We start from the raw sequence: 26,082 nt of genomic DNA, 5'->3' as shown, positions 1-26,082 counted from the left end.
CCTCCTTAGTTGGCTTCCACACGACGTGAGATGGCTGTCCAGATGACGGCGATGATGACCATGATCCCACCGACCCAAGGGGTATGCACAAGTCCGATTGAATCGGCGACGAGTCCACCGATTGTTGCGCCGAGGGCGATCCCGATGTTGAAGGCCGCGATGTTGAGTGCGGACGCGACATCGACAGCGGCAGGTACATATTTTTCAGCCAATTGTACGATATACAGTTGAAGTCCAGGCACGTTCATGAAGGCGAGGAGTCCCATCAAGACGATGGCGACCAGACCTGCCACTTTGAACGGAATCATGAACGACATGATGATCATGACCGCTGCGTGAACGATAAACATATAGAACAATGCTTTCGCTGGATTTTCGTTGGCGAGCTTTCCACCGACCGCGTTCCCAATAGCGACCGCGATTCCGTAAACGAGTAAGACGACACTGATCAAGCTCGGGCTAATTTTTGTCACGTCTTGCATGATTGGTGTCAAGTACGTGAAGGCAACGAACGTTCCGCCGTAACCGAGTGCTGTAATCAAGAATCCGAGCATGAGACGACCGTTTGTGAGCAGTTTCTTCATATCTGAGAACTTCGCTGGTGGTGACTGTTTCAAATCTTTTGGAATCAAGAAGAAACTTGCGATGATTGAAATGACACCGAGTGCTGCGACGGCGAAGAAGGTGGCGCGCCATCCGAACGCTTGTCCGATGAAAGTACCGAGTGGGACTCCTGTAACGGTTGCGACAGTTAAACCAGTGAACATGAGTGCGATGGCACTCGCTTTTTTATGTGGTGACACGAGTTGAACAGCAATCGTTGCTCCGATGGAGAAGAAGACACCATGCGAGAATGCGGTGATAAATCGGGCGACAATCAAAAGTTCAAAGGTGGTCGACATGGCCGAGACCAAGTTTCCGCCGATGAAGACGACCATGAGTGCCATGAGTAACGTCTTGCGGTTCATCCGGTTCGTCAGTGCCGTCAAAATCGGTGCACCGACGCCTACGCCGATCGCGTAACCCGAGATAATGAGACCCGCGTGATGCCGATGTTTAAATCACTTGCGATCGATGCGAGGAGACCGACCGGGACGAACTCGGTCGTTCCGATGCCGAAAGCGCTGATCGCGAGGGCGAGTAATGCCAACCCTCCATTTTTAGGTGCCTGTTCTTCGACAGGTTGTGTGTACGGTTGATTCATGAGTAGTTCCTCCTAAAAAAATGAATAGTGTGGAAGACGAGGGCCCTTCGTCTCCGGATAGCAAAGACATTTCACTTTCCTCTATTGTTCAGTACGGTCGAAAAAGTACCTTACCGTCTCAAGGGGATGTTACAAGCGAAATGAACTTGTATAGATTTGCTACAGTTGCTATCATAAGTGCATGAAAACAGTTTGAGAAGTACGTACTTTTTAGTGCGGTAGGCACCAAAAAGTGCCTATGTAAGAAATGGAGGAAACGAAATGCCATATAATATTCCGGTCGAAGCGACACTTGACGTCATCGGCGGTAAGTGGAAAGTCGTCATCATGTGTCACTTGATTAAAGGGGAGCGACGGACGAGTGAACTGCGTAAACTCATGCCGAACATCACGCAAAAAATGCTCACCCAACAATTGCGTGAGCTCGAAGCGGATGGTGTCGTCGTTCGTACGGTGTTCGAGCAAGTTCCACCGAAAGTCATTTACTCACTCTCTGAGTACGGATGGTCACTCAAGCCAATCTTGGACGCCATGTGCGCCTGGGGCGAGTGCCATATCGATCAGTCCGGTGAAGAGGTCATTTCATAACCATCACGGTCGTCCAATACGGACGACCGTTTTTCGTAGTGACAAGTCGGGTACAGGGACAGAGACAAGGAGGGAATTAGGATGGACGTGAAAACTTTTTTGTTTACAGATGACGGCTCCATTCCCAACCATCCGGATTATCCGGCGCTCCTCTATCGTGGCGTCTTTGATGACCCGAGCGGGATGCGAGAGACGTTTGCCCATAATGAATGGACGAACAGTTGGGTGAACGGGGTGTTCGACTATCATCACTATCACAGCAACACGCATGAAGTATTGGGCGTATTACAAGGTGAAGCGACCCTTCAACTCGGAGGGACGAACGGAGATCTCGTACGCGTCAGTGTGGGAGACGTGCTCGTTTTACCGGCGGGAACGGGACATCGTCGCATCGAGGCGAGTGAAAATTTTCAAGTGGTCGGGGCGTATCCGGACGGTCGTGACTATGACACGTTGACCGGAAAGACGGAAGAACGACCGGACAACGTAAAGCGAATCGAACAAGTCGAAAAGCCGAAGTTTGACCCCGTCTTCGGGACGACGGGTCCACTACATGAAGCATGGACAAAGGAGGAAACGTTATGAATCAACGACTACCACATTCTTTATTACTTGCAGCTTTGAAGCAAAACGTCGTCAAATTGAAAGACGGGCGCGAGATGCGCGCACTCGGACAAGGTACATGGCGCATGGGGGAAGACAAATCGAAGCATGATGCCGAGGTTGAGGCGCTTCGGACAGGAATCGACTGCGGACTCCATGTCATCGACACGGCGGAAATGTATGGGGAAGGGGAGTCTGAGAAGTTGGTAGGGGAAGCGATCCAAGACCGACGCGAAGATGTCTTTCTCATCTCGAAAGTGTATCCATACAATGCGTATGGCGACAAACTCGTCAGCGCATGTGATGCGTCGCTCGAACGACTCGGGACGGACTACCTGGATCTTTACTTACTCCATTGGCGAGGCGATGCCCCGCTCGAGGAGACGATTCAAGGGATGGAACAGCTCAAAGCGGACGGAAAGATTCGGGCATGGGGAGTCTCGAACTTCGACGTGGACGATATGAAGGAATTGCTGTCGCTACCGAATGGAGACAAGTGCGCGGTCAATCAAGTGCTCTATCATCTTGGCAGTCGCGGGATTGAGTATGACCTCCTTCCTTATCTAAAAGAACAAGGGATTCCTGTCATGGCATACGCTCCACTCGCTGAAGGAAGTGACGTGAAAGAAGAGGTCTTCAATAACGAAACGATCAATCGGATTGCGGAGTCGTATAGTGCCTCAGTCGCGCAAATCTTACTTGCTTGGACGGTCCGGAGCGGACACGTCATCGCCATCCCGAAAGCCGGGCAGGCCGAGCATGTCGAGGAGAATGCGGCAGCGCTCTTGCTCGACATGAGTGAGGAGGATTTTGCTGCGCTCGATGAGGCATTCCCACCACCGACGACGAAACAACAGCTAGACGTCATTTAAAACGATAAAGGACTGGCAATTTTGCCAGTCCTTTTGCATGTTCACGTTGATTAAATATCGATTTCTGAAAAGATGAATTGTGTTTTTGTTTGAGCATATGGAATCACTTCATCGATAAAAGATTCAGCTGCAGAAAAAGACGAGAATTGCATTTTGATGAAATAACAGGCGTCACCAGATATGCGATAACAAAATGAAACATTCGGTTGTTGTTGTGAACTACTCGCCACTTATTTGCTTCGCAAATTGAAGGGGGAGCTTCTTGGGAAGATCGTACTTTTATTAGCCACGATTATTTACCAAGCTCGTCGGGTGGTTCCCACCCTGAAGGAATTCGTTTTAGTTTGCCAATATCAATAGGTTGATGCTAGCGTTAATGTCACGGTCATGATGCGCGCCACAGGCACACGTCCATTCAAGGACATCCATCGCTTTCTTCTCGCCCTTTACTCCGCAAGTGGAGCAGATTTGAGTGGATGCGTACCAGGGGTCCGCCTTGATGAGTGTCCGTCCATAGAAGTTTGACTTGTATTCGAGTTGACGGACGAACTCGTACCAGCTGACATCCCCGATGGACTTCGCTACCTTGTGATCCTTCATCATATTCTTTGACTTCAATGTCTCCACGACGATGACTTGGTTCTCGTCAACAATCCGTCTCGACAGCTTGTGAAGGAAGTCCTTGCGTTGATTGGCGATTTTCTCGTGTTTCTTGGCTAAGATCTGCTTAGCTTTTTCACGATTCTTGCTTCCGATCTTCTTTCGTGACAACGCGCGCTGCGACTTCTTGACCTTCGCTTCGGATTGGCAAAGAAAGCGAGGGTTTTCAATCTTCTCAGAAACCATCCATTGTTGTAGATGAATCGGGCGCAGCCGATCGTCCGGACCAGGAACTCGGCCTGTGCCGGCGTCGGGTGGAGCCTGTATGTGTAGCCTTTCAGCATGTCCGTCCCTCCTCCCTTCAGAAGATCGTGATGTGTCCTCCTCATCCGATACCCGAGGAGGGGGAGGGAGAATCTGACGGAATCACGAACTTTTGTTCGTAACATCTGTCATAGGGAGAGAAAACTGTTGGACCGGGCGATTCATCTCCCACCTACGCCGGGCTACGCCCCGAGACGCTTAGAGGAGGGAGAATTCTCGCCTGATTTAGTTAAATAATGAAGGAACGCTTCGTATTGGCCATTCTTCACTGTTGCCTCGATGATACATTGAATTGGAAGACCTAGCTTTTCGTGATCAAGTACAAGCGAGTATTGTTTGATGACTCCAAATGATTCTAGTCGTCGACCCCGCTCGCTAACGGAAGGAGCGGAAAGATTGATACGTCGTCCAAGTTCGCTCATGGAAAGACGATTGTCGTGCTCTAATTCATGAATGAGTTTGTAATCAATTTCTCCTCTCTTTTTTAGGTAATAAAAAGATTGATTTGCCTTTCACACTTCAGTACGAAGTGAACCCAAATGAAAAGACCACCGGAAGCTTCCGATGGTCTTACTTATCAGTTCGCTAGCGGATGTTTCAAGAGATAGTCTTCGATTTGATCAATCGTTTCTTTCAACACGCCGTCTGCGAATGGTGATTTGAGACCTGCCAGTTCGACGAGTTCGAGGAACGAACGGCTTCCGCCTGCCTGACAGAGCGTGAGGTAATCGCTCCATGCCGCTTCGCGGTCTTCATGCATGCGCACCCAGAACTGGAATGCACATACTTGTGCGAGCGTATAGTCGATATAGTAGAACGGGCTTTGGAAGATGTGACCTTGTTGGTGCCACCATGCGCCCGATTCGAGATAGTCATTCGTCTCATAATCACGGTGCGGGAGATAGACCTTCTCCAAATCGCGCCACGCCTGACGACGCTCGGCAGCTGTCATCTCTGGGTTGCGGTAGACGACGTGTTGGAACTCATCGACGAGCACGCCATACGGAAGGAACGTCATGCTACCGGCCAAGTGATTGAACTTATACTTGTCGACTTGGTCGCCGAAGAAAAGCTCCATCCATGGCCAACAGAAGAATTCCATCGACATCGAGTGGATCTCACACGCCTCATAAGTCGGGAAGGCGTATTCCGGTGTCGTCAAATGACGGCTTTCATACACTTGGAAGGCATGACCGACTTCGTGCGTGAGAACATCGATGTCGCCTGCCGTCCCGTTGAAGTTCGAGAAGATGAACGGAAGTCCTTCAGACGGTAAGTACGTGCAGTATCCGCCGCCAGATTTCCCTGGTTTCGCCGTCAAGTCGAGGGCGCCGCGTTCCTGCATGTACTTGAAGAACTCGTCCGTCTCATTTGAGAGTTCACGATACATTTTGTTTCCGCCTTCGATGATGAACGACTCATCGCCTTGCGGTGTCGCGTTTCCGTCTGGGAAGACGAACGACTCGTCATAGTAATAGAGGTGGTCGACATCGATTCGTTTCGCCTGCTTTTCTTTCAAAGCAGAAGCGAGCGGGACGATGACGTCACGGACTTGTTTCCGGAAGTTGTCGACCATCGACTCGTCATAGCCGACACGCTGCATCCGTGCATAACCGAGTTCGACGAACGACGGGAAGCCGAGCGCGTGAGCGATTTCCGTACGGACGCGTACGAGTTCCCCATAAATGCGGTCGATCTCATCGCCGTTATCAGAAAGGTATGTATAGCGGGCGACAGATGCGGCTTTTCGGACATCACGGTCTGGTGATTGGAGATACGGACCGAACTGTGACAAGTTGAGTGTCTTGCCGTCAAATTCGATTTGCGCAGCGGACATGACCTTTTGATAAGCTGTCGCGAGGCGGTTTTCTTCCTGCAGTTTCGGGATGAGTGACTCCTCGAACGTTTCAAGTGCGCGCTCGGCGAGAGAGAACAGTTGGCTGCCCCATTCCGCTTCGAGTTCAGTGCGAAGCTCGTGGTTCGTCAAGACGCGATAGTACGCTTGAATCTCCTTCTCATAGACCGGAAGTGCGTCGTCAAAGAAGGCCTGTTCTTCTTCGTAAAACGAATCGCGTGTGTCGACCGAATGTCGGATCGCGACGAGTTGACTTTGTGTCTCAAAGTCGTTCCGTTCTTTGTTGATTTGGCGAATGAGTTCGTTCGCTTCCTCGAGTGTGCTGGCTTGCTGTAATTCGGCAGAATAGTCCGACAATCTGCTGTTTAAAGCGTCCAAGTCGGGCCGTTCATATGACAATTTTGTGAAAGTCGTCATTGTAAGCGCCTCCATCGTGTGAAATTTTTACAAAGTGTAAAAAGGGCTTGCAAAAGCGATTGCACACTCGTATTCTTACGATGTGTAAAACGATTTCGCACTACCTTATTACAACTATACCGTTAATGGGGTAGGGATTGAAGTATTAGCTTTTCGGGTATAAAAGTGAAGACTTCGATTCAATAGAACATGTTGGAGGGATTAAGCTATGGGATTCTTTAAAAAACTTTTTGGTGGTAAAGAAGAACAACTCAACGCGGTTTCACCGCTTACAGGAAAGGTCGTCGACATCACGAACGTACCGGACCAAGTATTCTCACAAAAAATGATGGGTGACGGGATCGCAATCGAGCCGACTGAAGGAAAAGTCGTCTCACCGGTTAGCGGAACAATCGCGACAGTATTCCCAACAAAACACGCGATCGGTATCAACGCGGACAACGGTGCGGAATACTTGATTCACATCGGTTTGGATACGGTAAACCTTAAAGGTGAAGGCTTCGAGACACACGTTACAGAAGGTCAATCTGTCAAAGCAGGCGATCCACTCGTCACGTTCGACCTCGATTTCATCAAAGCGAACGCGCCATCGACGATCACTCCGATCATCATCACGAACCACGACAGCTTCGGCGTGAACAAACTTGTCGCAGAAGGCGACACGGTGACAGCTGGATCTTCGGAAGTCGTCGAGTTGACAAAGAAATAAGAAGACGACCCATGACTCGGGAGCTTAGGCTTCCGAGTATTTTTTTGCGAATGCGGGAATTATAATGAAGAGAGGGAAGGGGGAATTGAGATGGATGGAAAAAATGCACCATACCGGGGATACGGGGATCGGATACGAATATTACGGGAACGGGCCGGATTGTCGATTGAGACGCTTGCGGAACAGATTGGCGTCGCCCCGTACTTTATCCGACGTACCGAACTGAGTGAGGTCTATCCGACCATGCCTTACATAGAGGCGCTCGCAGACGCTTTGCAAATCGACCCGAACTATTTGGCCCGCCATATTTGGACGGGCGAGTCGCTCAAAGTACTCATGCGAGGAAAAGTACCGGAACTCGAACAGATGAAGCTCGCCTATGAAGAAGCGATGCACGGGAAGTCCGTCGAAGAAATGCAACGGCAACTCGAAGTACGGATGCGCATCTTTGACTTGATGCACGAAGAGGAGTTACATCGCATTTTCAAAGAAGACGAGGAACCGACGTCACACCATGCACTCGAAGCGCTCGTCGATGCGGTGCTTGACCTCGGACGGTCACATGACACGACGCGTCACATCGTCCCGTTCGCACGCTATGTGGAACGGCTTGTCCCAGACCAATTCGCAGACAACTCATTCCAGTACGCGGAGTATGGTGTCGTGGATAAATCGTATAAATTGCAATGACCGTGGAGCATTCTACGGTTTTTTTTGTGCACGATGAATTATAAAATTAAGTGCAACACCCCAAAGTGAACACAAAAAAGTGACCAGGAGAATCCCTGGTCACTTCAATCAGCGCGTCGGACGCGCTTCGTAGCGTACTTTTGGACGTGTGCCGGCGAGTAAGAAGCCGAGCACGATATTCAAGATTGTGAGCACCCATCCGACATAACCGAATGTGTAGGCAAGACTCGCCAGCATCGTTTGCCAGTCGAGCAATGCTGCTGCGTCCCCGCGGAATGTGAAACGGATGACGGTGAAGCCAATGAGTGTCGCTGCAGTAATCATGATGCCGATCCATGCGCCACCGAAGCGGGACGTTTGAGAGCGTCTGCTGACCGGATACCAAAACGCGAGCGTTCCGATGAACGCACTGCCTGCATAGGCAAGCAGGATTTGCCATAACGCATCCGCATCTAAGAAGACGGTATAACAGATGAACGTCGTGAGCGTCGTCATAAACGTAAAGATTAAGGCTGCGAGTAATCGTGATCGCATAGTTCGTTTTCCTCCTCATTTTGCACATTCTTTAGAGTAAACGAAAACGAATTTGCTGTAAACGTTATTGACGGTTTTGTAATATTTGTCGCCATTGTTTAATAGCGTTCGTTCCATAGAACAAGACGCCGCCACGATAGAATTTCGAGCCAATCCACAACGTGACACCGATCGTTCCGATGAGTAACCCAATCGAAAGCGCCACTTCCCAAACAGCCACATCGACGAGCATGACGCGAAGGAACATGAGCATCGGAGCGAAGAACGGGACGAACGAGAGAATGGTCACGATGGTCGCATCCGGGTTGTTCAATCCAAACATCGCCACTAAGAATGCAGCGACGAGGAGCATGATGACCGGCATGACCATTTGTTGTGACTCTTCGACACGGCTGACAAGTGAACCGAGGACAGCGAAGAGTGAGGCGTACAACAAGTACCCAAGCAAGAAGAAGACGAGTAGATAGATGACAGCCCGTGCGTTGCCGGCGTTCTCGATGACCGTCGTCGCCAGCTCGCTACCACTCGCACTCACATAACCAAACCCGAGGAAGATCCCGATTTGGATGAGGGCGAGTGTCCCGATAGCGGTCACTTTCGCAAGCATATGGGTCACCGGATGAGTCGTGGAGATGATGAGCTCCATGACACGCGATGACTTCTCCGTCGTCACTTCTGTTGAAATCATCGATCCGTACGTGATGATCGAAATGTACAGGAGCATCAACATGACGTAAACGAGCGCCGAAGACGAGAGGAGCTCATCCGAGTTCTCTCCACCGCGTCCGAGATAGGACTCGTCGAGTTGGATCGGTTCGCTGAGGGCAGCGATGATGGCCGGGTCGACATCGGACGATTCGATCAATTCCGCATTGCGCAACTGTTGTAAAGATGTTTGCAAGAGAGTCGTGAACTCCTGCTCCGGGCGTTCGGAGATAACGCGGGCATCATAGCCGTCAACAAAAGCGACGACCCCATACTCTCCGTCGTTGATGCCGGTCCGTGCCTCTTCTTCCGTAATGTCGCTAGAGGCGACGTCTTCATAGCCGAGTGATTTCATCGTGTCGACGATTTCTTTGTTCTCAGACACGACGAGTGCGCTCGCTTGCTCGGAATCCTCAAACGTAGACATGATGCGGTCGATGTTCGTAAACCCGAAGATGAACAGGATGGTTAGCGCCGTCGAGATGAGGAATGCTTTTGAACGAATTCTCGATTTGAGTGTGAACGCATAGAGCGGTCCAAAGTTATGAAACATGCTGTCCGACCTCCTTGATGAAGATGTCATTGAGCGATACCGGTTGGCGCATGAACGTCTTCACGTTCGCCTGATGACGGACGAGTGCCGACAGGACGGCGTCACTGTCTTCGAAAGAATGTAAGCGTACTAGATGACCGGATTTGAAAGGCTCGATTGTCTCCACGACTGGGAGCGACTCGAGAATGTGAATCTGGTCCGTTTCAATAAAGAGGGCAGGTTCTTCGTATCTCGACTTGATTGTCGGGACGTCACCGCTTACGACGGCACGGCCACCTTTCAAGATGCCGACGTGTTGGCACAATTCTTCGACATGTTCCATTCGATGACTCGAGAAGACGATGGTCGTCCCGGCGTCACGCAACGCGAGAACTTCACGCTTCAGGATTTCAACGTTAACCGGGTCGAGGCCGCTGAACGGTTCGTCTAAGATGACGAGTTCCGGGTTATGGAGCAGGGCTGCGACGAGCTGAATCTTCTGTTGATTCCCTTTTGATAGCTGCTCGACGCGCATCGTTTCATATTGAGGAATTTCAAGGCGTTCGAGCCATGACTTGACCGCGCGTTTGGCATCGCTCCCGCGCATGCCCTTTAGGCTTGCGAGAAAGACGAGCTGTTCACGCACTTGGGATTTGGGATACAGGCCACGTTCCTCGGGCAAATAGCCGACGATGCGATGGTCGACCGCTTTACCGTTCCACGTGATACTCCCATCGGTCGGCTTCAAGATGTCGAGGATCATCCGGAACGTCGTAGTCTTTCCAGCACCGTTTGCACCGAGCAAACCAAACATTTCCCCTTGTGGGACGCGGAACGTGAGGTCGTCGACAGCTTTGAAGTCACCAAACTCCTTGGTGACGCGTTCGATATGTAATGCCATATTCTATTCCCTCCTTAGAATGTCTCTTCTTCTATCGTACGCCACCTTGAGCAAAAAGTTTCACTTTTTCTGGTAAAAGATTTATCTTGAAATCAAGATAATAAAAGGAGGATGACAATGAAAACGCAGTCTACGGGAATCCATCACATTTCGTCGATGGTACAAGACCCGCAACGTACGCTAGATTTTTATGGACAGGTACTCGGTCTCCGCTTCGTGAAACAGACCGTCAATTTTGATGACCCGGGCACGTATCATCTCTATTTTGGGGACGAAGTCGGAACACCAGGGACGGTGATCACGTTTTTCCCGATCCCGGGCTTAGGGAAAGGGCAGGTCGGGAGCGGACAGGTTGGCGTGACGACTTATCTCGTACCGGCAGGAAGTTTACCGTTCTGGGAAGAAAGACTACAACAGCACGGCATCGCGACCGTCGCCACTGAACGGTTCAGCGAGGCATCACTTTTATTTGAAGACCCGGACGGACTCGTCGTCGAACTCGTCGCCCGACCGAGCTCTAAACAGACACGCTGGGTCATCCCCGGTATCACAGAACATGAAGCAATTGTCGGATTCGCCGGAGCGACCTTGTTGTCGAAAGCACCGGACGAAACCGTGCGCTTGTTGACGGAACTGTTCGGCTTTGAACGGGTCGCAGAGGATGAAGAGTGGATCCGTTTGAAAGGGTCAGCAGATTACGGGAACGTCATCGATGTGAAGAAAACGATTTTACCGAACGGGGTCCCTGGGACGGGAACAGTTCATCACATCGCGTGGCGCATTTCTGACGGAGAACATTATCCGACCTGGCAAGATGCCATCTTTGACCTTGGGTTAAGACCGACCGAAGTGAAAGAACGAAACTACTTCCGCTCCGTCTATTTCCATGATGCCGGTCGCATCCTGCACGAACTCGCGACGGACGTACCTGGATTCACCGTGGACGAATCCGTTGACACGCTTGGTGAGACGTTGCGCTTACCGCCATGGCTCGAAGCGGACCGAGATAAAATCGTCCGCACACTACCAACAATCACGATCCCGAGAGGAGAACGCATATGATTCATCAATTCATTCAAGGTACAAAAGATACGACACTCGTTTTATTACACGGAACTGGAGGGACCGAGCAGGATTTGATTCCGCTCGCGAAAGAACTATCGACCGAAGCGAACATTTTAACGCTTCGAGGGGATGTCATTGAAAACGGGATGTCCCGTTTCTTCCGTCGCCACGCGGAAGGGGTGCTCGACCTTGAAGATTTAAAGAAACAGACAGAGCGCTTCCTTCATTTTTTAGATGAAGCGGCGACAACGTATGGCATCGACCGGGATAAGATGATTCCGCTCGGCTACTCGAACGGGGCGAATTTGATCGGGTCGGCACTTTACCGTCATCCGGCGTTCACTGCTTCACTCCTATTCCACCCGATGGTACCGGACCGTTCATTGACGCTACCTGACTTGTCAGGAACGAACGTGTTCATCTCGGCTGGCGAACGCGACCCGATTTGCCCGAAAACAGAAACAGAAGAGCTGACGTCGACACTCCGAAACGCGGGAGCGGACGTCGAGCTCTTCTATCACTCGGGAGGACATGAACTTCGCATGGAAGAAGTCGAGGCAGCACGGACATGGATTGCCGCATACCTCGACTGATTCATTCAAGCCATTTTTTTCGGTTTGTTCGGACGAGAATAGACGACGAGGACCCCTCGGTCAATCAAATAGGCGGCGAATAAACGTTTCGCTTCCTCAGCACGCACAGTTCGGTCGATTTGGATATACAATCGGCCGAGCTTTTTTTGTGAGGTGCGCGTGAGCAACCAAATCGAGTCGAGCGTATACTGCCAACTTTGGAGCGTGTCGCCACCGATGTATAAGTAGCGGTTTTGGGTGCGCTCGAGCAAGTAGTTGAGCCACCAGACGTCACGAGCCAGTTTAGCGCAGACACCGAGCACGAACGTGAGAACGAGGAAAGCCATGCTAGACAAGACAGGATGAATGGCAGAGAACCCGTTTCGGACGGACTCGAAGGCGACAAGGAGCAATCCGACGCAAAAGACGCTGACGAACCACCAGAATCCGAAGTTAGAGAATGAACGTTTTGGGTCATGCACCATATGATGTCGATTCCGGATGATCGATGCCATTCTCTCCACCTCCTTTATTAGAATATTCTGAATATTTAGTAACACCACTATACTATACTGTACCCAATCCCGTCTATTTGAATACGCACACAACATGCTGAATCGTGAGTATTTTTTGACGTTTCGGCTTGTATTCCCCGAATTATGGGAATGATGACAGTGAAGACATGAAAATTTTGTTGAAACGTAATTTCACTTTGCGGATGAATCGCTTATGATAGGTGAGGGATTTTTCCATGACCTTCATGGATTCTGTCTATAAAAAGAACGTGAAAACATGAAGGTCAGCTTCATTGCAGTCATCATAGAGAGCAAGAGGGAATGTTATGAGAAATTATTGGTATGACAATATTAAAGGAGTGCTTGTCCTACTCGTCGTCTTCGGACACTTGTTGACCGAAGTCCGCGGCGCTTATGACGATATTTTACCAAAGTGGGTGTATCTATTCCTGTATACCTTCCACATGCCGTTGTTCATCATGTTGAGCGGTTACTTTTATCGGGAGAACCGCTATTTGCGCGTGATCCAGCTATTCGTGGTCTATGTCATTTGGCAGGTCATCCTTGGGTCATGGTTCGCATTTACAGAAGGGATTCCGATTTTCTCACTTGAAAATCCGGGTCTAAATTTGTTGAAGCCGTACTGGGCGCTTTGGTATCTGATGGCCATCATTTTCTGGTACATCATCACCCCGTATGTGACACAACTGAAGGGGTACGTGTTGTATGCACTACTATTCGCGCTCCTGTTCGGATTCCAAGCCGAGGCGACGGGGTATTTCGCGTTGCGGAAAGTCATCATGTTCTATCCGTTCTTCTTGATTGGGAACTGGATGTCCGAGCGCAATACGCTCAACTTCTTTGAGTTACCGAAACGGGCCGAGCACCGGAACCGATATCGCATCGGTGGGGCGATTGTCTTCACCGCGCTCACACTGGGGCTCTTGGTCTCGATGCGCGTCCAGCAAGACGATACGTTCTATCATATCGGGAACTTGTTCAAATTCCGTTTCGCCTATGACACGGCCGTCCCAGAGGCGATGTGGAGTGGACCGTTCGCCTTTTTGATCGTTTATACGGTGTCGCTCCTCATGTCAATTAGTTTCGCGCTCATCATCCCAGGACGACAGCTCCCGATTTTTTCGCGTGCCGGGCAGTATAGTCTGTACGTCTATCTCGTCCACGTCTTCTTTGTTGTCGCCTGGAAGGCGTTTATACCGGCTGGGTTCATGCCGACATCATGGATGCAACTGCTCGTCTTGTTCGGGGTCGCCTTTGTGATGGTCCTCGTGATTATCAGTCCACCGATGGTCCGTCTCTTGCGTCCGCTCGTCGAGATTGACGTGAAGCGTGTCCAAAATACGAAAGGTGTAAAAGGGTAAAGTCTTTTCTAAACGCAACATTTCCGCTACACTTTATTAAGAAGAAACGAAACTAGAGTTAAGGAAGTGACCCTATGCCATACGAAAATGGAATGTACAGCACAGAAGGCGACGTGAACGTATCACGTCACGTCGTTGAAATGATCGCCGCGGTCGCGGTCAAAGAAACGAAATACGTCTCGTTCACGCAAGAAGACACGAAATTGTCAGAGCGTGCGCTCATGAAACACGTGAAAGTCGATGAGTCGGACAAAGGCATCACCATCAACCTATCGCTTTACATCGCTTACGGACAGTCGATCATCAAAACGGTGACGGCCGTCCAAGAGCGCATCACGCAAGATATGGACACGATGCTTGCGATGACACCACGTTCTGTGAACGTGAAAGTGGTCGGAATTCAGCTGTGATAAGAAAGGGGAGAGCACAGGCTCTTCTCTTTTTTTGATTTTTGCGAAAACGGTTGCATCAAGATAACGTTTTCATTTATAATAGAAATCGAACAAGTGCAACCGTTTGCATCATTGACCAAACGTGCGGCGGGTACTTGTCAAGTTCCCTAAATGTAGTCTGACGACACAAGCATTTGAAGGAAAGGCGGAAAGCATGTATGTCAACGATTGAAGCAGTGATTTTCGATTTGGACGGTGTCATCACTGACACGGCAGAGTACCATTACCTCGCTTGGAAGCAGCTCGGTGAAGAGCTCGGAATTCCATTTGACCGCGAATTCAACGAAACGCTCAAAGGCGTGAGTCGAACTGAGTCGCTTGAGCGGATTCTTACGCTCGGCGGTAAACAGAACGATTTCACACCGGAAGAGAAAGAAGAACTCGCACAAAAGAAAAACGAGCACTACGTTGAACTCATTCAACATATCTCATCCGACGATCTTCTTCCTGGTATCGTTTCATTCCTCGATGAAATCAAAGAGGCGGGACTCAAAATTGGAATGGCTTCTGCTTCAAAGAACGCATTTGCGGTCGTTGATGCACTTGGTGTCCGCCATTACTTCGACCATATCGTCGATGCAGCAACTGTCGCCCAGTCAAAACCACACCCCGAAGTGTTTTTGAAGGCCGCTTCTGCCCTTGGTGTGAAACCCGAACTCGCCATCGGCGTTGAAGACGCGGCTGCCGGCGTAACTGCAATCAAAGCGGCAAATATGTTTGCTGTCGCCGTCGGAGAAGAATCGATGCTTGGTCATGCAGACCTCATCGTCGCTTCTACTGACGAACTTTCACTTGAACGCATCCTCGAACGCGTTCACGTGTAAATGGCTACAATCATCTTCCGTGAGACGACGACTGCCCCGAACAGTCGTCGTCTTTTTTTGAGTCAAAAGTCCTAAATAGACAGAATTGCCCAAAAAGAGATGACAAACACATTACAAATCCGTTACACTTTTATAGAAGATATAGAGGGATTATTAGGAATTGCTGATTTAAATTAGGGAATTCCAAATTATAATTGGATGTAGAAGGGGATTTGTGTATGGAATCTACGAATGTCAATGACCACATTTATCGAGAATTAATGGAAATTGAAGAGTCGTATCGTCAATTGCAACGACGTGCCGAGTATTTGATTGCGGAATTGAGTCGAGATAGAGAAGAGAAGGACCCAATGACTGATGCGTCAAAACGCCTACGTCCACGACGTGTGAACCAGCGTTATCCGCTCGAGGTGTACGTTCATCAAGTGACGGATCTATTGAAGGAGCGTCAGACGATGAGTGTACGTGATATTCAAATGGAACTTGAACTTCGTTACCGTCATCACATCAGCAACATTTACCAATTGATGGTGAAGATTGAAGGGGTCAACCCGGAAATCAAAAAAATCGGTCGCGGCTTGTATACATACGAACCGACAGAAGAAGTGGCATCGACACTTTCATAATCCAGAGCTGATGGGGAATGCCTCATCGGCTTTTGTTGTAAACGGACTGATATCTACTCATGAATTCAAAATATGATATAATTCGCCAGAGTCTATTTTTTTGAGAGAGGAACTGTCGGCCCATGCTATGGATTGCCATGTTGGTCAGTTTTGTGATGGCCATCTTGATTACACCGCTCGTTCGTCGATTCGCATTTTTCATCGGTGCGGTCGATCATCCGAACGCACGAAAAGTACATTTACGGACGATGCCACGAATCGGGGGTCTTGCGATTTTTATCGCATTCTTCATCGGCTATGCCTTGCTGCTTCCGACGAGTCGTTATAACGATGCCATCTTGATTGGGGCTGTCGTGATTCTCCTTACGGGACTGATTGATGACCGGTTCCAACTATCGGCCCGCGTCAAGCTGATGGGGCAGATGATTGCGACTGTCGTCGTCTTGAACTCGGGGATGCGAATCGAACTCATCAATCTTCCGTTCGACCAGCAACTCTACCTCGGGTCATGGAGCATCCCGATCACCGTCCTCTGGCTGATTGGGATCACGAATGCCATCAATTTGATTGACGGTCTCGATGGTCTCGCCGCAGGTGTGTCGAGCATCGCCCTCGGGACGATTGCTGTCTTGGCCATCATTCAGGGAAACGTCTATTTGACGATGATGGCGCTCTTGCTCCTTGCGAGCACACTCGGGTTTCTCGTCCATAATTTCTACCCGGCGAAAATCTTTATGGGCGATACGGGGGCACTGTTCCTCGGATATATGCTCGCTGTCTTCTCGCTCATCGGATTTAAGAACGTGACGTTGTTCTCGCTCGTTGTGCCGGTCCTCTTGCTCGGGTTACCGATCTCGGATACGATCTTCGCCATCGTGCGTCGACTCGTCCAGGGACGACCGCCGATGTCGCCGGATAAATCGCATATGCATCACCAGTTGATCGATATGGGCTTCACGACACGGCAGGCGGTCCTACTCATGTACGGGATGACCTTATTCTTTGGCATCTCATCCATCTTGTTCGCCAAGACGACGATGCTCGGTGCGGTCATCACGTTCATCGTCGTGTTAATTGTCATCGAATTGATCGTGGAATCGACTGAACTGATTCATCCGAACTATAAACCGATCATCCGTACGTCCCGACGATTGCTCGGACGACCTAGAGCGTAAAAAAGTAACCGGTATCGCGTGACGATACCGGTTACTTTTTTAGTATGTGGTCGTTTCGGTCATCGAATCGTCCGTTTCGTCTGTCGATGGTTCATCCGCTGTCACAGGCATGCCGAGTTCCGTTTGCAGAAGCGCCTGAGCATCGCGAAGGTCAACAGGGTCGAGTTCGTAATAATACACACCGTTTAACGTCAAATCGTTCCCTTCGAGCGTTTCTCGGTTAAACGACTTCAACGATTTTGCGTACGGTTGAAGCTGAGAAGCCTCTGACAACGACATGTTTGTTCGAATGTTCTCGCCGACGGCATTCATGATCCGGTTCAGCTTCGTAAACGAGTTGATGGTCGTCGCCTCGTTGATGATGGCCTCGATGACTTGCTGTTGTCGACCGGCTCGACCGATGTCGCCGGCAGGGTCTTGCTTCCGCATCCGCGCATAGGCAAGTGCTTCTTTTCCGTTCAAGACTTGAACGCCAGGCTCTAGCTCGACATTTCCGGTCGCTTTTCCGGAGATGGGGATGAGGACATCGATCTCGACGCCACCGACCGCATCGACCAAATCTTCGATTCCATCAAAGTTGATGGTCGCATAGTAATCGATTGGGATGTCGAGCAGGTTCTCGACGGTCGCGATGGTCGTGTCAATGCCTCCGTAAGCGTAAGCATGGTTGATCTTGTCTTTGAACGGATCCTCATCGTCGATGATGATGTCGACATATGAGTCGCGTGGGATGCTGACGAGCGTCACTTGCCGCGATTCCTTGTTGAACGTGGCGACCATGAGCGAATCGGTCCGTCCTTCCTCGAGCGAGGCGCCGCCATCGACTCCTGCTAACAGGACGGAAAAGTGATCTTTCGTCAAGTCGATGGTCTCGTCGCGACGTTCTGACTTGTCGCCACGTTCCAACGCCTTGTTCGCGTTTTCGGCGGTTTCATTCGCTTTGAAGACAAAATAGCCGAAAGCGGAACCACCGATCAGCAATACGACACCCAACACGATGAGGACAATTTTCCAAGGTGATTTTTTCTTGCGTGGGGGTGTTTCCATGTTGTTTCCTCATTTCAGTCGTTTCTTTTAGTATAGGCGTTTCAGCGTTTGAAATCACGTTCGATGATGCGGATTGTATGAGTTTGAAGCTGACCTTGACCGTTCGTCATGTCTGTTAGCCAAGCGAGTGCCTCCTCTGTCTCTTCCACGGGGACCGACACATGAAACGTGACGAGGTCGGCGTAGATGATGTCATCGAGCAGGTAGCTAGACTGTCTCAACTCATTTTCGACTTTCCCAATCCAAGTATAGTCGACGGTGAGTGTCAATTGTTGCATCGGTAGACGTTCGACGATTCCGATCGCATCGAGTCCTTCGCTCACAGTTCCACCGTAAGCACGTATGAGTCCGCCGCCACCGAGCTTGATTCCACCGAAATAACGTGTCACGACGACGACTGTATCTTTCAAGTGGCGTTTGCGTAACACCTCGAGCATCGGCATGCCGGCCGTACCGCTCGGCTCACCGTCGTCATTCGCTTTCTGGTGCTCGTTTCGTTCCCCGATGATGTAGGCGGAACAGTTATGGTTTGCGTTCCAATGCTCTTTCTTGATGGCTTGGATGAACGTCTGCGCCTCTTCCTCGGTTTCGACACGTTTGAAATGAGCAATAAATTTTGATTTTTGGATAACGACTTCGTATGTTCCACTTTGTTTTATAGTATAATTTGACTCAATAGACATTTCTGAAAATTCTCCTTTCTATTTTTGAATATTTTTTTTAGAATTCAAGTAGGCACATACGCTACTTCTAGCGAATGGAATTATAAAAAATCTCTTATGTCCGCTGTAAACCTGTTTAGGGTGGGACGATATATAAGAATAGATGAGGATTAACTACCGAACTATTAGGGGATGGCATCGTGAATCATATTACCGATCGGACTGCTTTAGAACATATCATAACAAATATGATTGAAACGGTGACGGAAAGTAAAGAGGAGATTGTCCGTATAACCGAAAGTTCTGCAACTGAATATTCAGTAATTCAAAATGAGTTAAAAGAATTGACGGATAAAATCGAGTTCTACATCGAGGAATCCGATCGACTCGACCGAATCGTGAAAGCTTCAAAGGCCAAGCTCGTTCAAGTCAGTAAAAAGTTTCATATACATAGTGAACAAGAAATTCGTGAAGCCTACGAACGGGCGAATCAAATGCAACTCGAGCGTTTTCTTGTTCAAAAAGAAGAGATGGCGGCACAGCAACGCCGGAATGACTTAGAGCGTCGTCTGCTCATTTTAGAGGATACGATCGAACGTGCCGAAAAGTTGATCGGTCGTGTGAGTGTCGTCTTGAACTTCTTACGGGATGACCTACAGCAAGAGTATTCGGACATGATGAAGAAGCAAGAGATGGCCATCGGTGTATTCGAAGCGGCCGAGCGCGAACGGCGCCATCTCGCCCGCGAGATGCACGATGGACCAGCGCAATCGCTTGCTCATATTTTGATACGGGCCGACCTGATTGAAAAGACGTTTGACAAACGAGGAAAAGACGAGGCGTTTGCCGAATTACATGAATTGAAAAAGTTGATTCGTGGGGCACTCGTCGACGTCCGTCGTTTAATCTATGATTTACGTCCGATGTCGCTTGACGATTTGGGCTTTTTGCCGACGCTCGAACGCTATCTCCATCAAACGGAGGAGTATACGGCGATCAAGACACGTCTCAACTATCGGGGGTCGCGTGCGCGATTACCGGAGAAACTGGAGATTAACGTGTTCCGTCTCGTTCAAGAATCGGTCCAAAATGCGATCAAACATGCAAAAACTGCCGAAATCATCGTCAATGTCGAGCAGGCGAGTGATGTGATTCACATTCACGTCCGCGACTACGGTGTCGGGTTTGAGTCGAGCACGATTGGCGAAGGGTCGTTCGGGATTGTTGGAATGCGCGAACGAATTGAATTGGTGAACGGAAGCATCACCATCGACTCGGAAGTCGGCAAAGGGACGGTCGTCCGGATGTCGATTCCGATTCCGTGAGAGAACAAGGGGGAAGACATACATGGAAATGACACAGACACGCATTGCAATCGTGGATGATCACGAACTGTTCCGTGAAGGATTGAAGCGGATTTTTGATTTAGAGGATGAATTTACGGTTGTCGCCGAAGGGCGCACGGGGCGCGAAGCGATCCGCATCGCGGGCGAGCAAAAACCTGAAATTTTGATCATGGATATCAACATGCCAGACATGAACGGGATCGAGGCGACAAAGCAACTGTCACTCCTGTCACCAGAGACACGTGTCCTCATTCTTTCAATCCATGATGATGAGTCGTATATCACGCATGCGCTTGAAGCAGGGGCATCAGGGTTCTTATTAAAAGAAGTCGCATCGACAGAATTGATCTCGGCAGTCCGTGCCGTCGCAAAGGATGGGGCGTATCTTCATCCGAAAGTGACAACGAACGTACTGAAGGATTACCGCCGTCTCTTACAATTCAAAGGGGAACAGGCGGGACGTGGCGTCGAGAGCCGTACAGATGACCCGGTCTATCAATTATTGTCGCGCCGTGAAGTCGAGGTGTTACACCTTCTCGCCGACGGTCGCTCGAACCGAGACATCAGTGACATGCTCTTTATCAGTGAGAAGACGGTTAAAAACCACGTCTCCTCCGTGCTTCGTAAAATGGACGTGAACGACCGGACACAAGCCGTCGTGGATGCGATTCGCCGGGGTTGGGTCGAGATTTGAGCGTCACCGATGCTTTACCTCGTTTTTGTGTTACAATATGGAATGGAATCCTAACATAATTGGAAAAATGAAACGACGTAAAGTGAGGATATAGTATGGGAAACATTGCGATTTTAACCGACAGTACCGCCTATCTGTCGGATGATTTTTTGGCGCGACATGACGTCCATGTCGCACCACTCAGTGTCATCTTCGATGGCGCGTCGTACCGCGAGTCGATTGACATGTCGACCGAGGCGTTTTATGAGCGTATCGAGGCGGGGAATCTGCCGACGACGTCGCAACCGGTCATCGGTGAGACGGTGGAATTGATTGAGAGCTTGCCGGACGATGTGACGGACGTGATTGCGATCACGCTCTCCAGTGGAATCAGCGGAACGTACCAATCGATGGTCGCGCTAAATGACATGGTCGATGTGACGGTTCATGCGTTTGACTCCGAGATTTCGTGTATGCCGCAAGCGTTCATGGTCGAAGAGGCCCTTCACCTCCGTGACAACGGAGCGACACCAGAAGAAATCATCGCCCGGCTTGAAACGGTCCGTGATTCGATTCGTGCGTACTTCGTTGTCGATGACCTCGACCATTTGCAACGCGGTGGACGGTTGAGCGCGGCGCAAGCGCTCGTCGGATCGTTCTTACAAATCAAGCCGGTCCTTCATTTCCAGGATAAATTGATTGTCCCGTTCGAGAAGATTCGGACATACAAGAAGGCTGTACGTCGAATCGAAGAGATGATGGACGAATCGATTGTCGGAGACGGGGAAGGCTACTGCATCGGCATCATTCACGCCAACTGCCCGGAGCGTCAGGCGGAAGAGATCGCTTCGATGAAACAGAAGTTCCCGAAAGCACACATCTCGGGAAGCCATTTCGGTCCCGTCATCGGAACGCATCTCGGACCTGGTGCAATCGGCATCACGTGGTATCGTCGCGAATGGTAAGAGAGACGACCGTCTAAGGTCGTCTTTTTCAATGGAGGAGGGAATGAAATGGCGAAATATCGCCAAATCTTTGAGCGTCTGGCAGAAGAGATGCGAAATGGAACAAGACCCGCTGACTCAAAGCTTCCGTCTGAGACCGAGTTGATGCATCAGTTCGAGGCCAGCCGGGGAACCGTCCGAAAAGCGCTCGATCTGTTACAGGAAAACGGGTATGTCCGGAAGCATCACGGAAAAGGCGTGTTCGTATTGAAACGGGACCAGATCGAGTTTCAATTCAACGGCATCGTCAGTTTCTCAGAAGTGTACGCGAGCATGCTCGGTCGTTCTATTCAGACCCACGTCGCTTCGTTTGAAGAGATAGAGGCCCCGACTTGGCTCGCCGAACGGATGAATTTGGCGGCGGGGACGCACGTGTTTCGCATCGAACGGGTTCGGAACTTTGACGGGGAGAACGTCATCTTAGATATCAACTATTTCGTCAAAGACCTCGTCCCTGGATTAACAGAAGAGATTGCGGCTCGTTCGATTTATGGATATATCGAAGGAGAGCTCGGCCTACAGATCAGCTATGCCAAACGAAAGATTGCGGCAGAAGACGTGACCGAACTCGACCGGAAGCGGCTCGACTTGCATGACTATGAATACGTCATCGTCATCACGAACGATACGTTCTTATATGAAGGACAACAATTTGAATATACGGAGTCGCGTCACCGCTTGGACAAGTTCCAGTTTAGCGACGTCGCCCGTAGGTAAACCTCTTTCGTACAGGAAGGGGTTTTTTGTTTGTCCTAAGTCAAAATAGGGGAATTTTAACAGTAAATCACAACGCAAAACTTTCACGTTCAACTCATATATATAAGTTGTTGACTTAACTTATATAGATAAGTTATACTTTGTTTGTACTCATAAGTAACCGTTTTCATTTACAGTTTTCAAACAAAGGAGGACATTCAACATGAAGGCAGATTATCGTCAAATTGCCGCAGAGATTTTAGACGCGATCGGCGGCAAAGACAACGTGGACAAAGCCGCACACTGTGTGACACGTCTTCGCCTCTCCCTCAAAGACCAGTCAAAAGTCGATGAGGCACGTGTGAAAGAAGTCGATCTCGTCAAAGGGGCGTTCGAGAACTCGGGCGTGTATCAAATCGTCATCGGAGCCGGTGATGTCGACCGCGTCTATGCCGAGTTCATCAAACTCGCGGGACTTGAGGCGGCAACGGTCGCCGAGGTCAAATCCGCAGGCGGCAAAAAAATGAATCCGCTTCAAAAACTCGTCAAAGTCTTCTCTGACGTCTTTATGCCAATCATTCCAGCCATCATCGTGGCCGGTCTCCTCATGGGGATCAACAACTTACTCGCTTCTGAAGGTCTCTTCATCGACGGAAAGACACTCATCGAGGCGTATCCGAACTTACAAGGACTTTGGGACCTCATCAACATGATGGCGAACACGTCATTCGTCTTCTTACCGGCACTCGTCGGTTGGTCGGCGACGAAACGTTTCGGTGGGAGCGAAGTGCTCGGGATCGTCATGGGTCTCTTGCTCGTTCACCCGGATCTCTTGAACGCTTGGGGCTACGGGACAGCAGCACTTGAAGGAGAAGTACCGACATTCGATATCCTCGGACTCTTCGAAATTGAGAAAGTCGGATATCAAGGTCAAATCTTGCCGGTTCTCGCTGCGGCTTATATTTTGAGCCAAATCGAGATGTTCTTGAAAAAACGTGTACCGAACGCCATCCAACTCTTGGTCGTTCCGATCACAACCATCGTCGTCACTGGATTCCTTGCACTCGCAATCGTTGGACCGGTCACTCGTGGAATCGGGAACGTGATTGCGACAGGACTCGTCAACACGTTTGAAGCCGTACCGGTCGTCGGGGCACTCCTCTTCGGCTTGTTCTACGCGCCGCTCGTCGTCACCGGGATGCACCACTTGTTCATCGCCATCGACCTTCAGTTGATCGCCGATACAGGCGGTACGTTCATCTGGCCGATGATCGCACTCTCAAACATTGCTCAAGGTTCGGCTGCACTCGCGATGTTCTTCGTCTACAAGCACAACGCGAAACAAAAGAGCATGGCGTCGACTTCAGCCATTTCAGCTTATTTCGGAATCACAGAGCCAGCCATGTTCGGGGTCAACTTACCAAATAAATTCCCGTTCTATTCAGCGATGATCGGGTCGGCAATCGCTGCCATCTTCATCACATTGAACGATGTGCAAGCAATCGCCATCGGTGTCGGAGGACTCCCTGGATTCCTCTCCATCTTCACAGATAAAATCCTTCTCTTCATCGTCGGCATGGTCATCGCGATCATCGTACCGTTCGCGCTCACATTCATCTTGTCGAAGCGTTACATGAAGAAAGGTGAACTTGAAGAAAACAAAGTCGCATAAGCAATGACTCGGGAGGGAGGGACGGCAGTTCTTCCCTCTTTCTTATTGAAATGAAAACTCTTACAAAAAGGAGATGTCGTTGATGATACAGAAAAATTGGCGCAAATCAGTCGTCTATCAAATTTACCCGAAAAGTTTTTACAGTCCGGAAGGGAACGCGACCGGATCGATCAAAGGGGTGACGGCGAAGCTAGATTACTTGGCAGAACTCGGCATCGAATATATTTGGATGACACCTGTCTATCAGTCACCTCAACACGACAACGGCTATGACGTGAGTGATTACTATGCCATCGACCCGTCTTACGGCACGATGGAAGATCTCGATGAATTGATCCGTGAGGCAGAGGTGCGGGGCATCGGCCTCATGATGGATATCGTCGTCAACCACTCGTCGACCGAGCACGAATGGTTCCAAAAATCATTGGCGGGAGACGAGCGGTACCGTGACTACTACATCTGGCGCGACGAACCGACGAACTGGGAATCGAAGTTCGGCGGAAACGCGTGGGAATATGATGAGAAGAGCGGGCAATATTATCTCCACTTGTTCGACGTGACCCAGGCCGACTTGAACTGGGAGAATGAACAGATGCGCGAGGACGTCTACGAGATGATGCGGTTCTGGCGTAAGAAAGGAATCAAAGGATTCCGTCTCGACGTCATCAACCTCATCTCGAAAGAACAGGACTTCCCGGAAGACGAGTCGGACGGTCGCAAGTTCTATACGGACGGTCCACGCATCCACGAATATTTAAAAGAGATGAACCGGGAAGTATTTGACGGGCACGACGTCATCACGGTCGGGGAGATGTCTTCGACGACGCTCGACCACTGCGTCCGCTATTCAAACCCGGACGAGAACGAGCTCAGCATGACGTTCAGCTTCCACCACTTGAAAGTCGACTATCCGAACGGGGAGAAGTTCGTCGCTGCACCGTTCGATTTCATTCAATTGAAAGACATCATGTCGACGTGGCAACAAGGGATGCACGGGAAGGGATGGAACGCCATCTTCTGGTGCAACCATGACCAACCGCGCGTCGTCAGCCGTTTCGGGAACGACACGAACCATCGCGTCGAGAGCGCGAAGATGCTCGCGACCGTGCTCCACGGCCTTCAAGGGACACCGTATATCTATCAAGGGGAAGAAATCGGGATGACGAATCCTGGCTTCGACTCGCTCGACGAATATCGGGATATCGAGACGCTCAACATCTACAAGTTGAAGCGGGAAGAGGGCGTGTCGCACGAAGACATGATGGCCGCCATCAAACAGAAGTCACGCGACAACTCGCGGACGCCGATGCAGTGGGATGCGACGACGCATGCCGGCTTCACGAGCGGCACGCCGTGGATCAACGTGGCACCGAACTATGAGGACGTGAACGTCGAGACGGCGCTCCGTGACCCGAACTCGGTGTTCTACCACTACAAACATTTGATTGCATTACGAAAAGAACTTGACGTCTTGACGGATGGGGATTACACGCTTCTCACACCTGATTCGTTGGACGTTTGGGCATATACACGGAAGACCGACCGCGAGGAACTTCTCGTCGTCGCCAACTTCTATGGAACGGAAACGATGTACACGATTCCGGAAGGGTTCGAGCGGGTGAACGTCGTCAGCCACAACTATGACGTGCCTGAGCTCGACGGGACGACGCTGTCCCTTCGTCCGTACGAGGCGCTCATGTTCTACAAACAGAAATAACAGGTGGGACCCGACGCTTTCGTCGGGTCCTATTTGTGTAGTCGACCTACGTTGTTTTAGATAAGTCGAATCGCATTTATATAGCCGTTTTGGTAGCGTGATGACAAAAAGGAGTCAGGT

Annotated in this window: 26 protein-coding genes and 4 pseudogenes; 18 read left to right on the top strand and 12 right to left on the bottom strand. The window is 50.1% G+C overall.

Annotation, left to right across the window (positions count from 1 at the left end):
* Positions 1–5: 5 nt before the first annotated feature.
* Positions 6–1,204, bottom strand: a pseudogene (locus BV910_RS11245) (MFS transporter).
* A 261-nt stretch (positions 1,205–1,465) separates the two neighbouring features.
* On the opposite strand from BV910_RS11245, the gene BV910_RS11240 reads away from it, so the two are divergent.
* From BV910_RS11240 to BV910_RS11230, 3 genes are all read left to right on the top strand, one after another.
* Positions 1,466–1,792 carry a winged helix-turn-helix transcriptional regulator gene (locus tag BV910_RS11240; protein WP_078147375.1) on the top strand — a complete coding sequence of 109 codons (327 nt, stop codon included), beginning with the start codon at positions 1,466–1,468 and terminating at the stop codon, positions 1,790–1,792.
* 81 nt (positions 1,793–1,873) lie between these two features.
* The gene (locus tag BV910_RS11235) at positions 1,874–2,377 is read left to right on the top strand and encodes a cupin domain-containing protein (protein WP_078147374.1); all 504 of its coding nucleotides are present in this window, start codon (positions 1,874–1,876) and stop codon (positions 2,375–2,377) included.
* Complete coding sequence (locus BV910_RS11230; protein ID WP_078147373.1) at positions 2,374–3,267, top strand: aldo/keto reductase; 894 nt, start codon at positions 2,374–2,376, stop codon at positions 3,265–3,267. The genes BV910_RS11235 and BV910_RS11230 overlap by 4 nt, the downstream gene beginning before the upstream one ends.
* A 50-nt stretch (positions 3,268–3,317) precedes the next feature.
* Here BV910_RS11230 and BV910_RS15020 read toward each other — a convergent pair whose 3' ends face one another.
* From BV910_RS15020 to BV910_RS11210, 5 genes and pseudogenes are all read right to left on the bottom strand, one after another.
* Entirely contained in the window at positions 3,318–3,497 is a 180-nt protein-coding gene (locus tag BV910_RS15020) for an Lrp/AsnC ligand binding domain-containing protein (protein ID WP_078147372.1), read from the bottom strand.
* Positions 3,498–3,606: 109 nt separating this feature from the next.
* Positions 3,607–4,110: pseudogene (locus tag BV910_RS11220) on the bottom strand (RNA-guided endonuclease TnpB family protein); the annotation flags it as partial.
* A gap of 17 nt (positions 4,111–4,127) precedes the next feature.
* Positions 4,128–4,211 (bottom strand): annotated as a pseudogene (locus BV910_RS15085) (helix-turn-helix domain-containing protein); the annotation flags it as partial.
* A gap of 210 nt (positions 4,212–4,421) precedes the next feature.
* A pseudogene (locus tag BV910_RS11215) lies at positions 4,422–4,661 on the bottom strand (Lrp/AsnC family transcriptional regulator); the annotation flags it as partial.
* Positions 4,662–4,768: 107 nt separating this feature from the next.
* The gene (locus BV910_RS11210; protein ID WP_078147370.1) at positions 4,769–6,463 is read right to left on the bottom strand and encodes a M3 family oligoendopeptidase; all 1,695 of its coding nucleotides are present in this window, start codon (positions 6,461–6,463) and stop codon (positions 4,769–4,771) included.
* 208 nt (positions 6,464–6,671) lie between these two features.
* Here BV910_RS11210 and BV910_RS11205 point away from each other — a divergent pair, with 208 nt between their 5' ends.
* Positions 6,672–7,172 (top strand): PTS sugar transporter subunit IIA, encoded by a 501-nt coding sequence (locus BV910_RS11205; protein WP_012727005.1) that lies wholly within the window; start codon positions 6,672–6,674, stop codon positions 7,170–7,172.
* 90 nt (positions 7,173–7,262) lie between these two features.
* Positions 7,263–7,862: a helix-turn-helix domain-containing protein gene (locus tag BV910_RS11200; protein ID WP_078147369.1), complete on the top strand. Its 600-nt coding sequence runs from the start codon at positions 7,263–7,265 to the stop codon at positions 7,860–7,862.
* 108 nt (positions 7,863–7,970) lie between these two features.
* On the opposite strand, the gene BV910_RS11195 is transcribed toward BV910_RS11200, so the two are convergent.
* From BV910_RS11195 to BV910_RS11185, 3 genes are all read right to left on the bottom strand, one after another.
* Positions 7,971–8,396, bottom strand: coding sequence for a hypothetical protein (locus BV910_RS11195; protein ID WP_078147368.1), 426 nt, complete (start codon positions 8,394–8,396; stop codon positions 7,971–7,973).
* A gap of 64 nt (positions 8,397–8,460) precedes the next feature.
* The gene (locus tag BV910_RS11190; RefSeq protein WP_078147367.1) at positions 8,461–9,654 is read right to left on the bottom strand and encodes an ABC transporter permease; all 1,194 of its coding nucleotides are present in this window, start codon (positions 9,652–9,654) and stop codon (positions 8,461–8,463) included.
* Positions 9,644–10,534 (bottom strand): ABC transporter ATP-binding protein, encoded by an 891-nt coding sequence (locus BV910_RS11185; protein WP_078147366.1) that lies wholly within the window; start codon positions 10,532–10,534, stop codon positions 9,644–9,646. Before BV910_RS11185 ends, BV910_RS11190 begins: the two co-directional genes overlap by 11 nt.
* Positions 10,535–10,651: 117 nt before the next feature.
* Here BV910_RS11185 and BV910_RS11180 point away from each other — a divergent pair, with 117 nt between their 5' ends.
* Positions 10,652–11,596, top strand: coding sequence for a ring-cleaving dioxygenase (locus tag BV910_RS11180; protein ID WP_078147365.1), 945 nt, complete (start codon positions 10,652–10,654; stop codon positions 11,594–11,596).
* Positions 11,593–12,192, top strand: a complete 600-nt coding sequence (locus tag BV910_RS11175) for an alpha/beta hydrolase (RefSeq protein ID WP_074036177.1) — start codon at positions 11,593–11,595, stop codon at positions 12,190–12,192. The genes BV910_RS11180 and BV910_RS11175 overlap by 4 nt, the downstream gene beginning before the upstream one ends.
* A gap of 5 nt (positions 12,193–12,197) precedes the next feature.
* Here the strand turns inward: BV910_RS11175 and BV910_RS11170 are convergent, their stop codons facing one another.
* Positions 12,198–12,686, bottom strand: a complete 489-nt coding sequence (locus BV910_RS11170; RefSeq protein WP_078147364.1) for a hypothetical protein — start codon at positions 12,684–12,686, stop codon at positions 12,198–12,200.
* A gap of 326 nt (positions 12,687–13,012) precedes the next feature.
* Between BV910_RS11170 and BV910_RS11165 the strand changes: the two genes are divergently transcribed.
* From BV910_RS11165 to BV910_RS11145, 5 genes are all read left to right on the top strand, one after another.
* Positions 13,013–14,068, top strand: coding sequence for an acyltransferase family protein (locus tag BV910_RS11165; RefSeq protein WP_078147363.1), 1,056 nt, complete (start codon positions 13,013–13,015; stop codon positions 14,066–14,068).
* A gap of 74 nt (positions 14,069–14,142) precedes the next feature.
* Positions 14,143–14,478, top strand: coding sequence for an Asp23/Gls24 family envelope stress response protein (locus BV910_RS11160; RefSeq protein ID WP_078147362.1), 336 nt, complete (start codon positions 14,143–14,145; stop codon positions 14,476–14,478).
* A 200-nt stretch (positions 14,479–14,678) separates the two neighbouring features.
* Positions 14,679–15,344, top strand: coding sequence for a beta-phosphoglucomutase (gene pgmB / locus BV910_RS11155; protein WP_012726996.1), 666 nt, complete (start codon positions 14,679–14,681; stop codon positions 15,342–15,344).
* A 218-nt stretch (positions 15,345–15,562) separates the two neighbouring features.
* Complete coding sequence (locus BV910_RS11150) at positions 15,563–15,970, top strand: Rok-like winged helix domain-containing protein (protein WP_078147361.1); 408 nt, start codon at positions 15,563–15,565, stop codon at positions 15,968–15,970.
* A 122-nt stretch (positions 15,971–16,092) separates the two neighbouring features.
* Positions 16,093–17,145 (top strand): glycosyltransferase family 4 protein, encoded by a 1,053-nt coding sequence (locus tag BV910_RS11145; protein ID WP_078147360.1) that lies wholly within the window; start codon positions 16,093–16,095, stop codon positions 17,143–17,145.
* Between the two features lie 39 nt (positions 17,146–17,184).
* On the opposite strand, the gene BV910_RS11140 is transcribed toward BV910_RS11145, so the two are convergent.
* Together BV910_RS11140 and BV910_RS11135 are read right to left on the bottom strand one after the other, a co-directional pair.
* The gene (locus tag BV910_RS11140; protein ID WP_078147359.1) at positions 17,185–18,192 is read right to left on the bottom strand and encodes an LCP family protein; all 1,008 of its coding nucleotides are present in this window, start codon (positions 18,190–18,192) and stop codon (positions 17,185–17,187) included.
* Positions 18,193–18,233: 41 nt separating this feature from the next.
* The gene (locus BV910_RS11135; RefSeq protein ID WP_012726992.1) at positions 18,234–18,875 is read right to left on the bottom strand and encodes a YigZ family protein; all 642 of its coding nucleotides are present in this window, start codon (positions 18,873–18,875) and stop codon (positions 18,234–18,236) included.
* A gap of 179 nt (positions 18,876–19,054) precedes the next feature.
* Here BV910_RS11135 and BV910_RS11130 point away from each other — a divergent pair, with 179 nt between their 5' ends.
* The 6 genes from BV910_RS11130 to treC all read left to right on the top strand — a co-directional run bounded on the left by BV910_RS11130 (position 19,055) and on the right by treC (position 25,962).
* Positions 19,055–20,179 carry a sensor histidine kinase gene (locus BV910_RS11130; protein ID WP_205728295.1) on the top strand — a complete coding sequence of 375 codons (1,125 nt, stop codon included), beginning with the start codon at positions 19,055–19,057 and terminating at the stop codon, positions 20,177–20,179.
* Positions 20,180–20,201: 22 nt separating this feature from the next.
* Entirely contained in the window at positions 20,202–20,894 is a 693-nt protein-coding gene (locus tag BV910_RS11125) for a response regulator transcription factor (RefSeq protein ID WP_078147357.1), read from the top strand.
* 95 nt (positions 20,895–20,989) lie between these two features.
* Positions 20,990–21,838, top strand: a complete 849-nt coding sequence (locus BV910_RS11120; protein ID WP_074036190.1) for a DegV family protein — start codon at positions 20,990–20,992, stop codon at positions 21,836–21,838.
* 48 nt (positions 21,839–21,886) lie between these two features.
* On the top strand, positions 21,887–22,594 hold the full coding sequence (gene treR / locus BV910_RS11115; RefSeq protein WP_078147356.1) for a trehalose operon repressor: 708 nt from the start codon (positions 21,887–21,889) through the stop codon (positions 22,592–22,594).
* A gap of 202 nt (positions 22,595–22,796) precedes the next feature.
* Positions 22,797–24,245, top strand: coding sequence for a PTS system trehalose-specific EIIBC component (treP, locus tag BV910_RS11110; RefSeq protein WP_047795045.1), 1,449 nt, complete (start codon positions 22,797–22,799; stop codon positions 24,243–24,245).
* Between the two features lie 82 nt (positions 24,246–24,327).
* Positions 24,328–25,962: an alpha,alpha-phosphotrehalase gene (gene treC, locus BV910_RS11105; protein ID WP_205728294.1), complete on the top strand. Its 1,635-nt coding sequence runs from the start codon at positions 24,328–24,330 to the stop codon at positions 25,960–25,962.
* Positions 25,963–26,082: the final 120 nt, after the last annotated feature.

The sequence above is a fragment of the Exiguobacterium sp. HVEsp1 genome (genome assembly GCF_002009685.1).
GTDB classification, from domain to species: Bacteria; Bacillota; Bacilli; order Exiguobacteriales; family Exiguobacteriaceae; genus Exiguobacterium; species Exiguobacterium profundum.
Note: the sequence above shows the minus strand (reverse complement) of the source record. Positions and strands in the feature narration are given on the sequence as shown.

Coding starts and splice junctions, on each gene's coding strand:
- BV910_RS11135 (WP_012726992.1), bottom strand. CDS start 18,875: ATGTCTATTGAGTCAAATTATACTATAAAACAAAGTGGAACATACGAA.
- treC (WP_205728294.1), top strand. CDS start 24,328: ATGATACAGAAAAATTGGCGCAAATCAGTCGTCTATCAAATTTACCCG.
- BV910_RS11145 (WP_078147360.1), top strand. CDS start 16,093: ATGCTATGGATTGCCATGTTGGTCAGTTTTGTGATGGCCATCTTGATT.
- BV910_RS11160 (WP_078147362.1), top strand. CDS start 14,143: ATGCCATACGAAAATGGAATGTACAGCACAGAAGGCGACGTGAACGTA.
- BV910_RS11200 (WP_078147369.1), top strand. CDS start 7,263: ATGGATGGAAAAAATGCACCATACCGGGGATACGGGGATCGGATACGA.
- BV910_RS11150 (WP_078147361.1), top strand. CDS start 15,563: ATGGAATCTACGAATGTCAATGACCACATTTATCGAGAATTAATGGAA.
- BV910_RS11235 (WP_078147374.1), top strand. CDS start 1,874: ATGGACGTGAAAACTTTTTTGTTTACAGATGACGGCTCCATTCCCAAC.
- BV910_RS11170 (WP_078147364.1), bottom strand. CDS start 12,686: ATGGCATCGATCATCCGGAATCGACATCATATGGTGCATGACCCAAAA.
- BV910_RS11140 (WP_078147359.1), bottom strand. CDS start 18,192: ATGGAAACACCCCCACGCAAGAAAAAATCACCTTGGAAAATTGTCCTC.
- pgmB (WP_012726996.1), top strand. CDS start 14,679: ATGTCAACGATTGAAGCAGTGATTTTCGATTTGGACGGTGTCATCACT.
- BV910_RS11240 (WP_078147375.1), top strand. CDS start 1,466: ATGCCATATAATATTCCGGTCGAAGCGACACTTGACGTCATCGGCGGT.
- BV910_RS11175 (WP_074036177.1), top strand. CDS start 11,593: ATGATTCATCAATTCATTCAAGGTACAAAAGATACGACACTCGTTTTA.
- BV910_RS11210 (WP_078147370.1), bottom strand. CDS start 6,463: ATGACGACTTTCACAAAATTGTCATATGAACGGCCCGACTTGGACGCT.
- BV910_RS11185 (WP_078147366.1), bottom strand. CDS start 10,534: ATGGCATTACATATCGAACGCGTCACCAAGGAGTTTGGTGACTTCAAA.
- BV910_RS11165 (WP_078147363.1), top strand. CDS start 13,013: ATGAGAAATTATTGGTATGACAATATTAAAGGAGTGCTTGTCCTACTC.
- BV910_RS11230 (WP_078147373.1), top strand. CDS start 2,374: ATGAATCAACGACTACCACATTCTTTATTACTTGCAGCTTTGAAGCAA.
- BV910_RS11120 (WP_074036190.1), top strand. CDS start 20,990: ATGGGAAACATTGCGATTTTAACCGACAGTACCGCCTATCTGTCGGAT.
- BV910_RS11125 (WP_078147357.1), top strand. CDS start 20,202: ATGGAAATGACACAGACACGCATTGCAATCGTGGATGATCACGAACTG.
- BV910_RS11205 (WP_012727005.1), top strand. CDS start 6,672: ATGGGATTCTTTAAAAAACTTTTTGGTGGTAAAGAAGAACAACTCAAC.
- treR (WP_078147356.1), top strand. CDS start 21,887: ATGGCGAAATATCGCCAAATCTTTGAGCGTCTGGCAGAAGAGATGCGA.
- BV910_RS11180 (WP_078147365.1), top strand. CDS start 10,652: ATGAAAACGCAGTCTACGGGAATCCATCACATTTCGTCGATGGTACAA.
- BV910_RS11190 (WP_078147367.1), bottom strand. CDS start 9,654: ATGTTTCATAACTTTGGACCGCTCTATGCGTTCACACTCAAATCGAGA.
- BV910_RS11195 (WP_078147368.1), bottom strand. CDS start 8,396: ATGCGATCACGATTACTCGCAGCCTTAATCTTTACGTTTATGACGACG.
- treP (WP_047795045.1), top strand. CDS start 22,797: ATGAAGGCAGATTATCGTCAAATTGCCGCAGAGATTTTAGACGCGATC.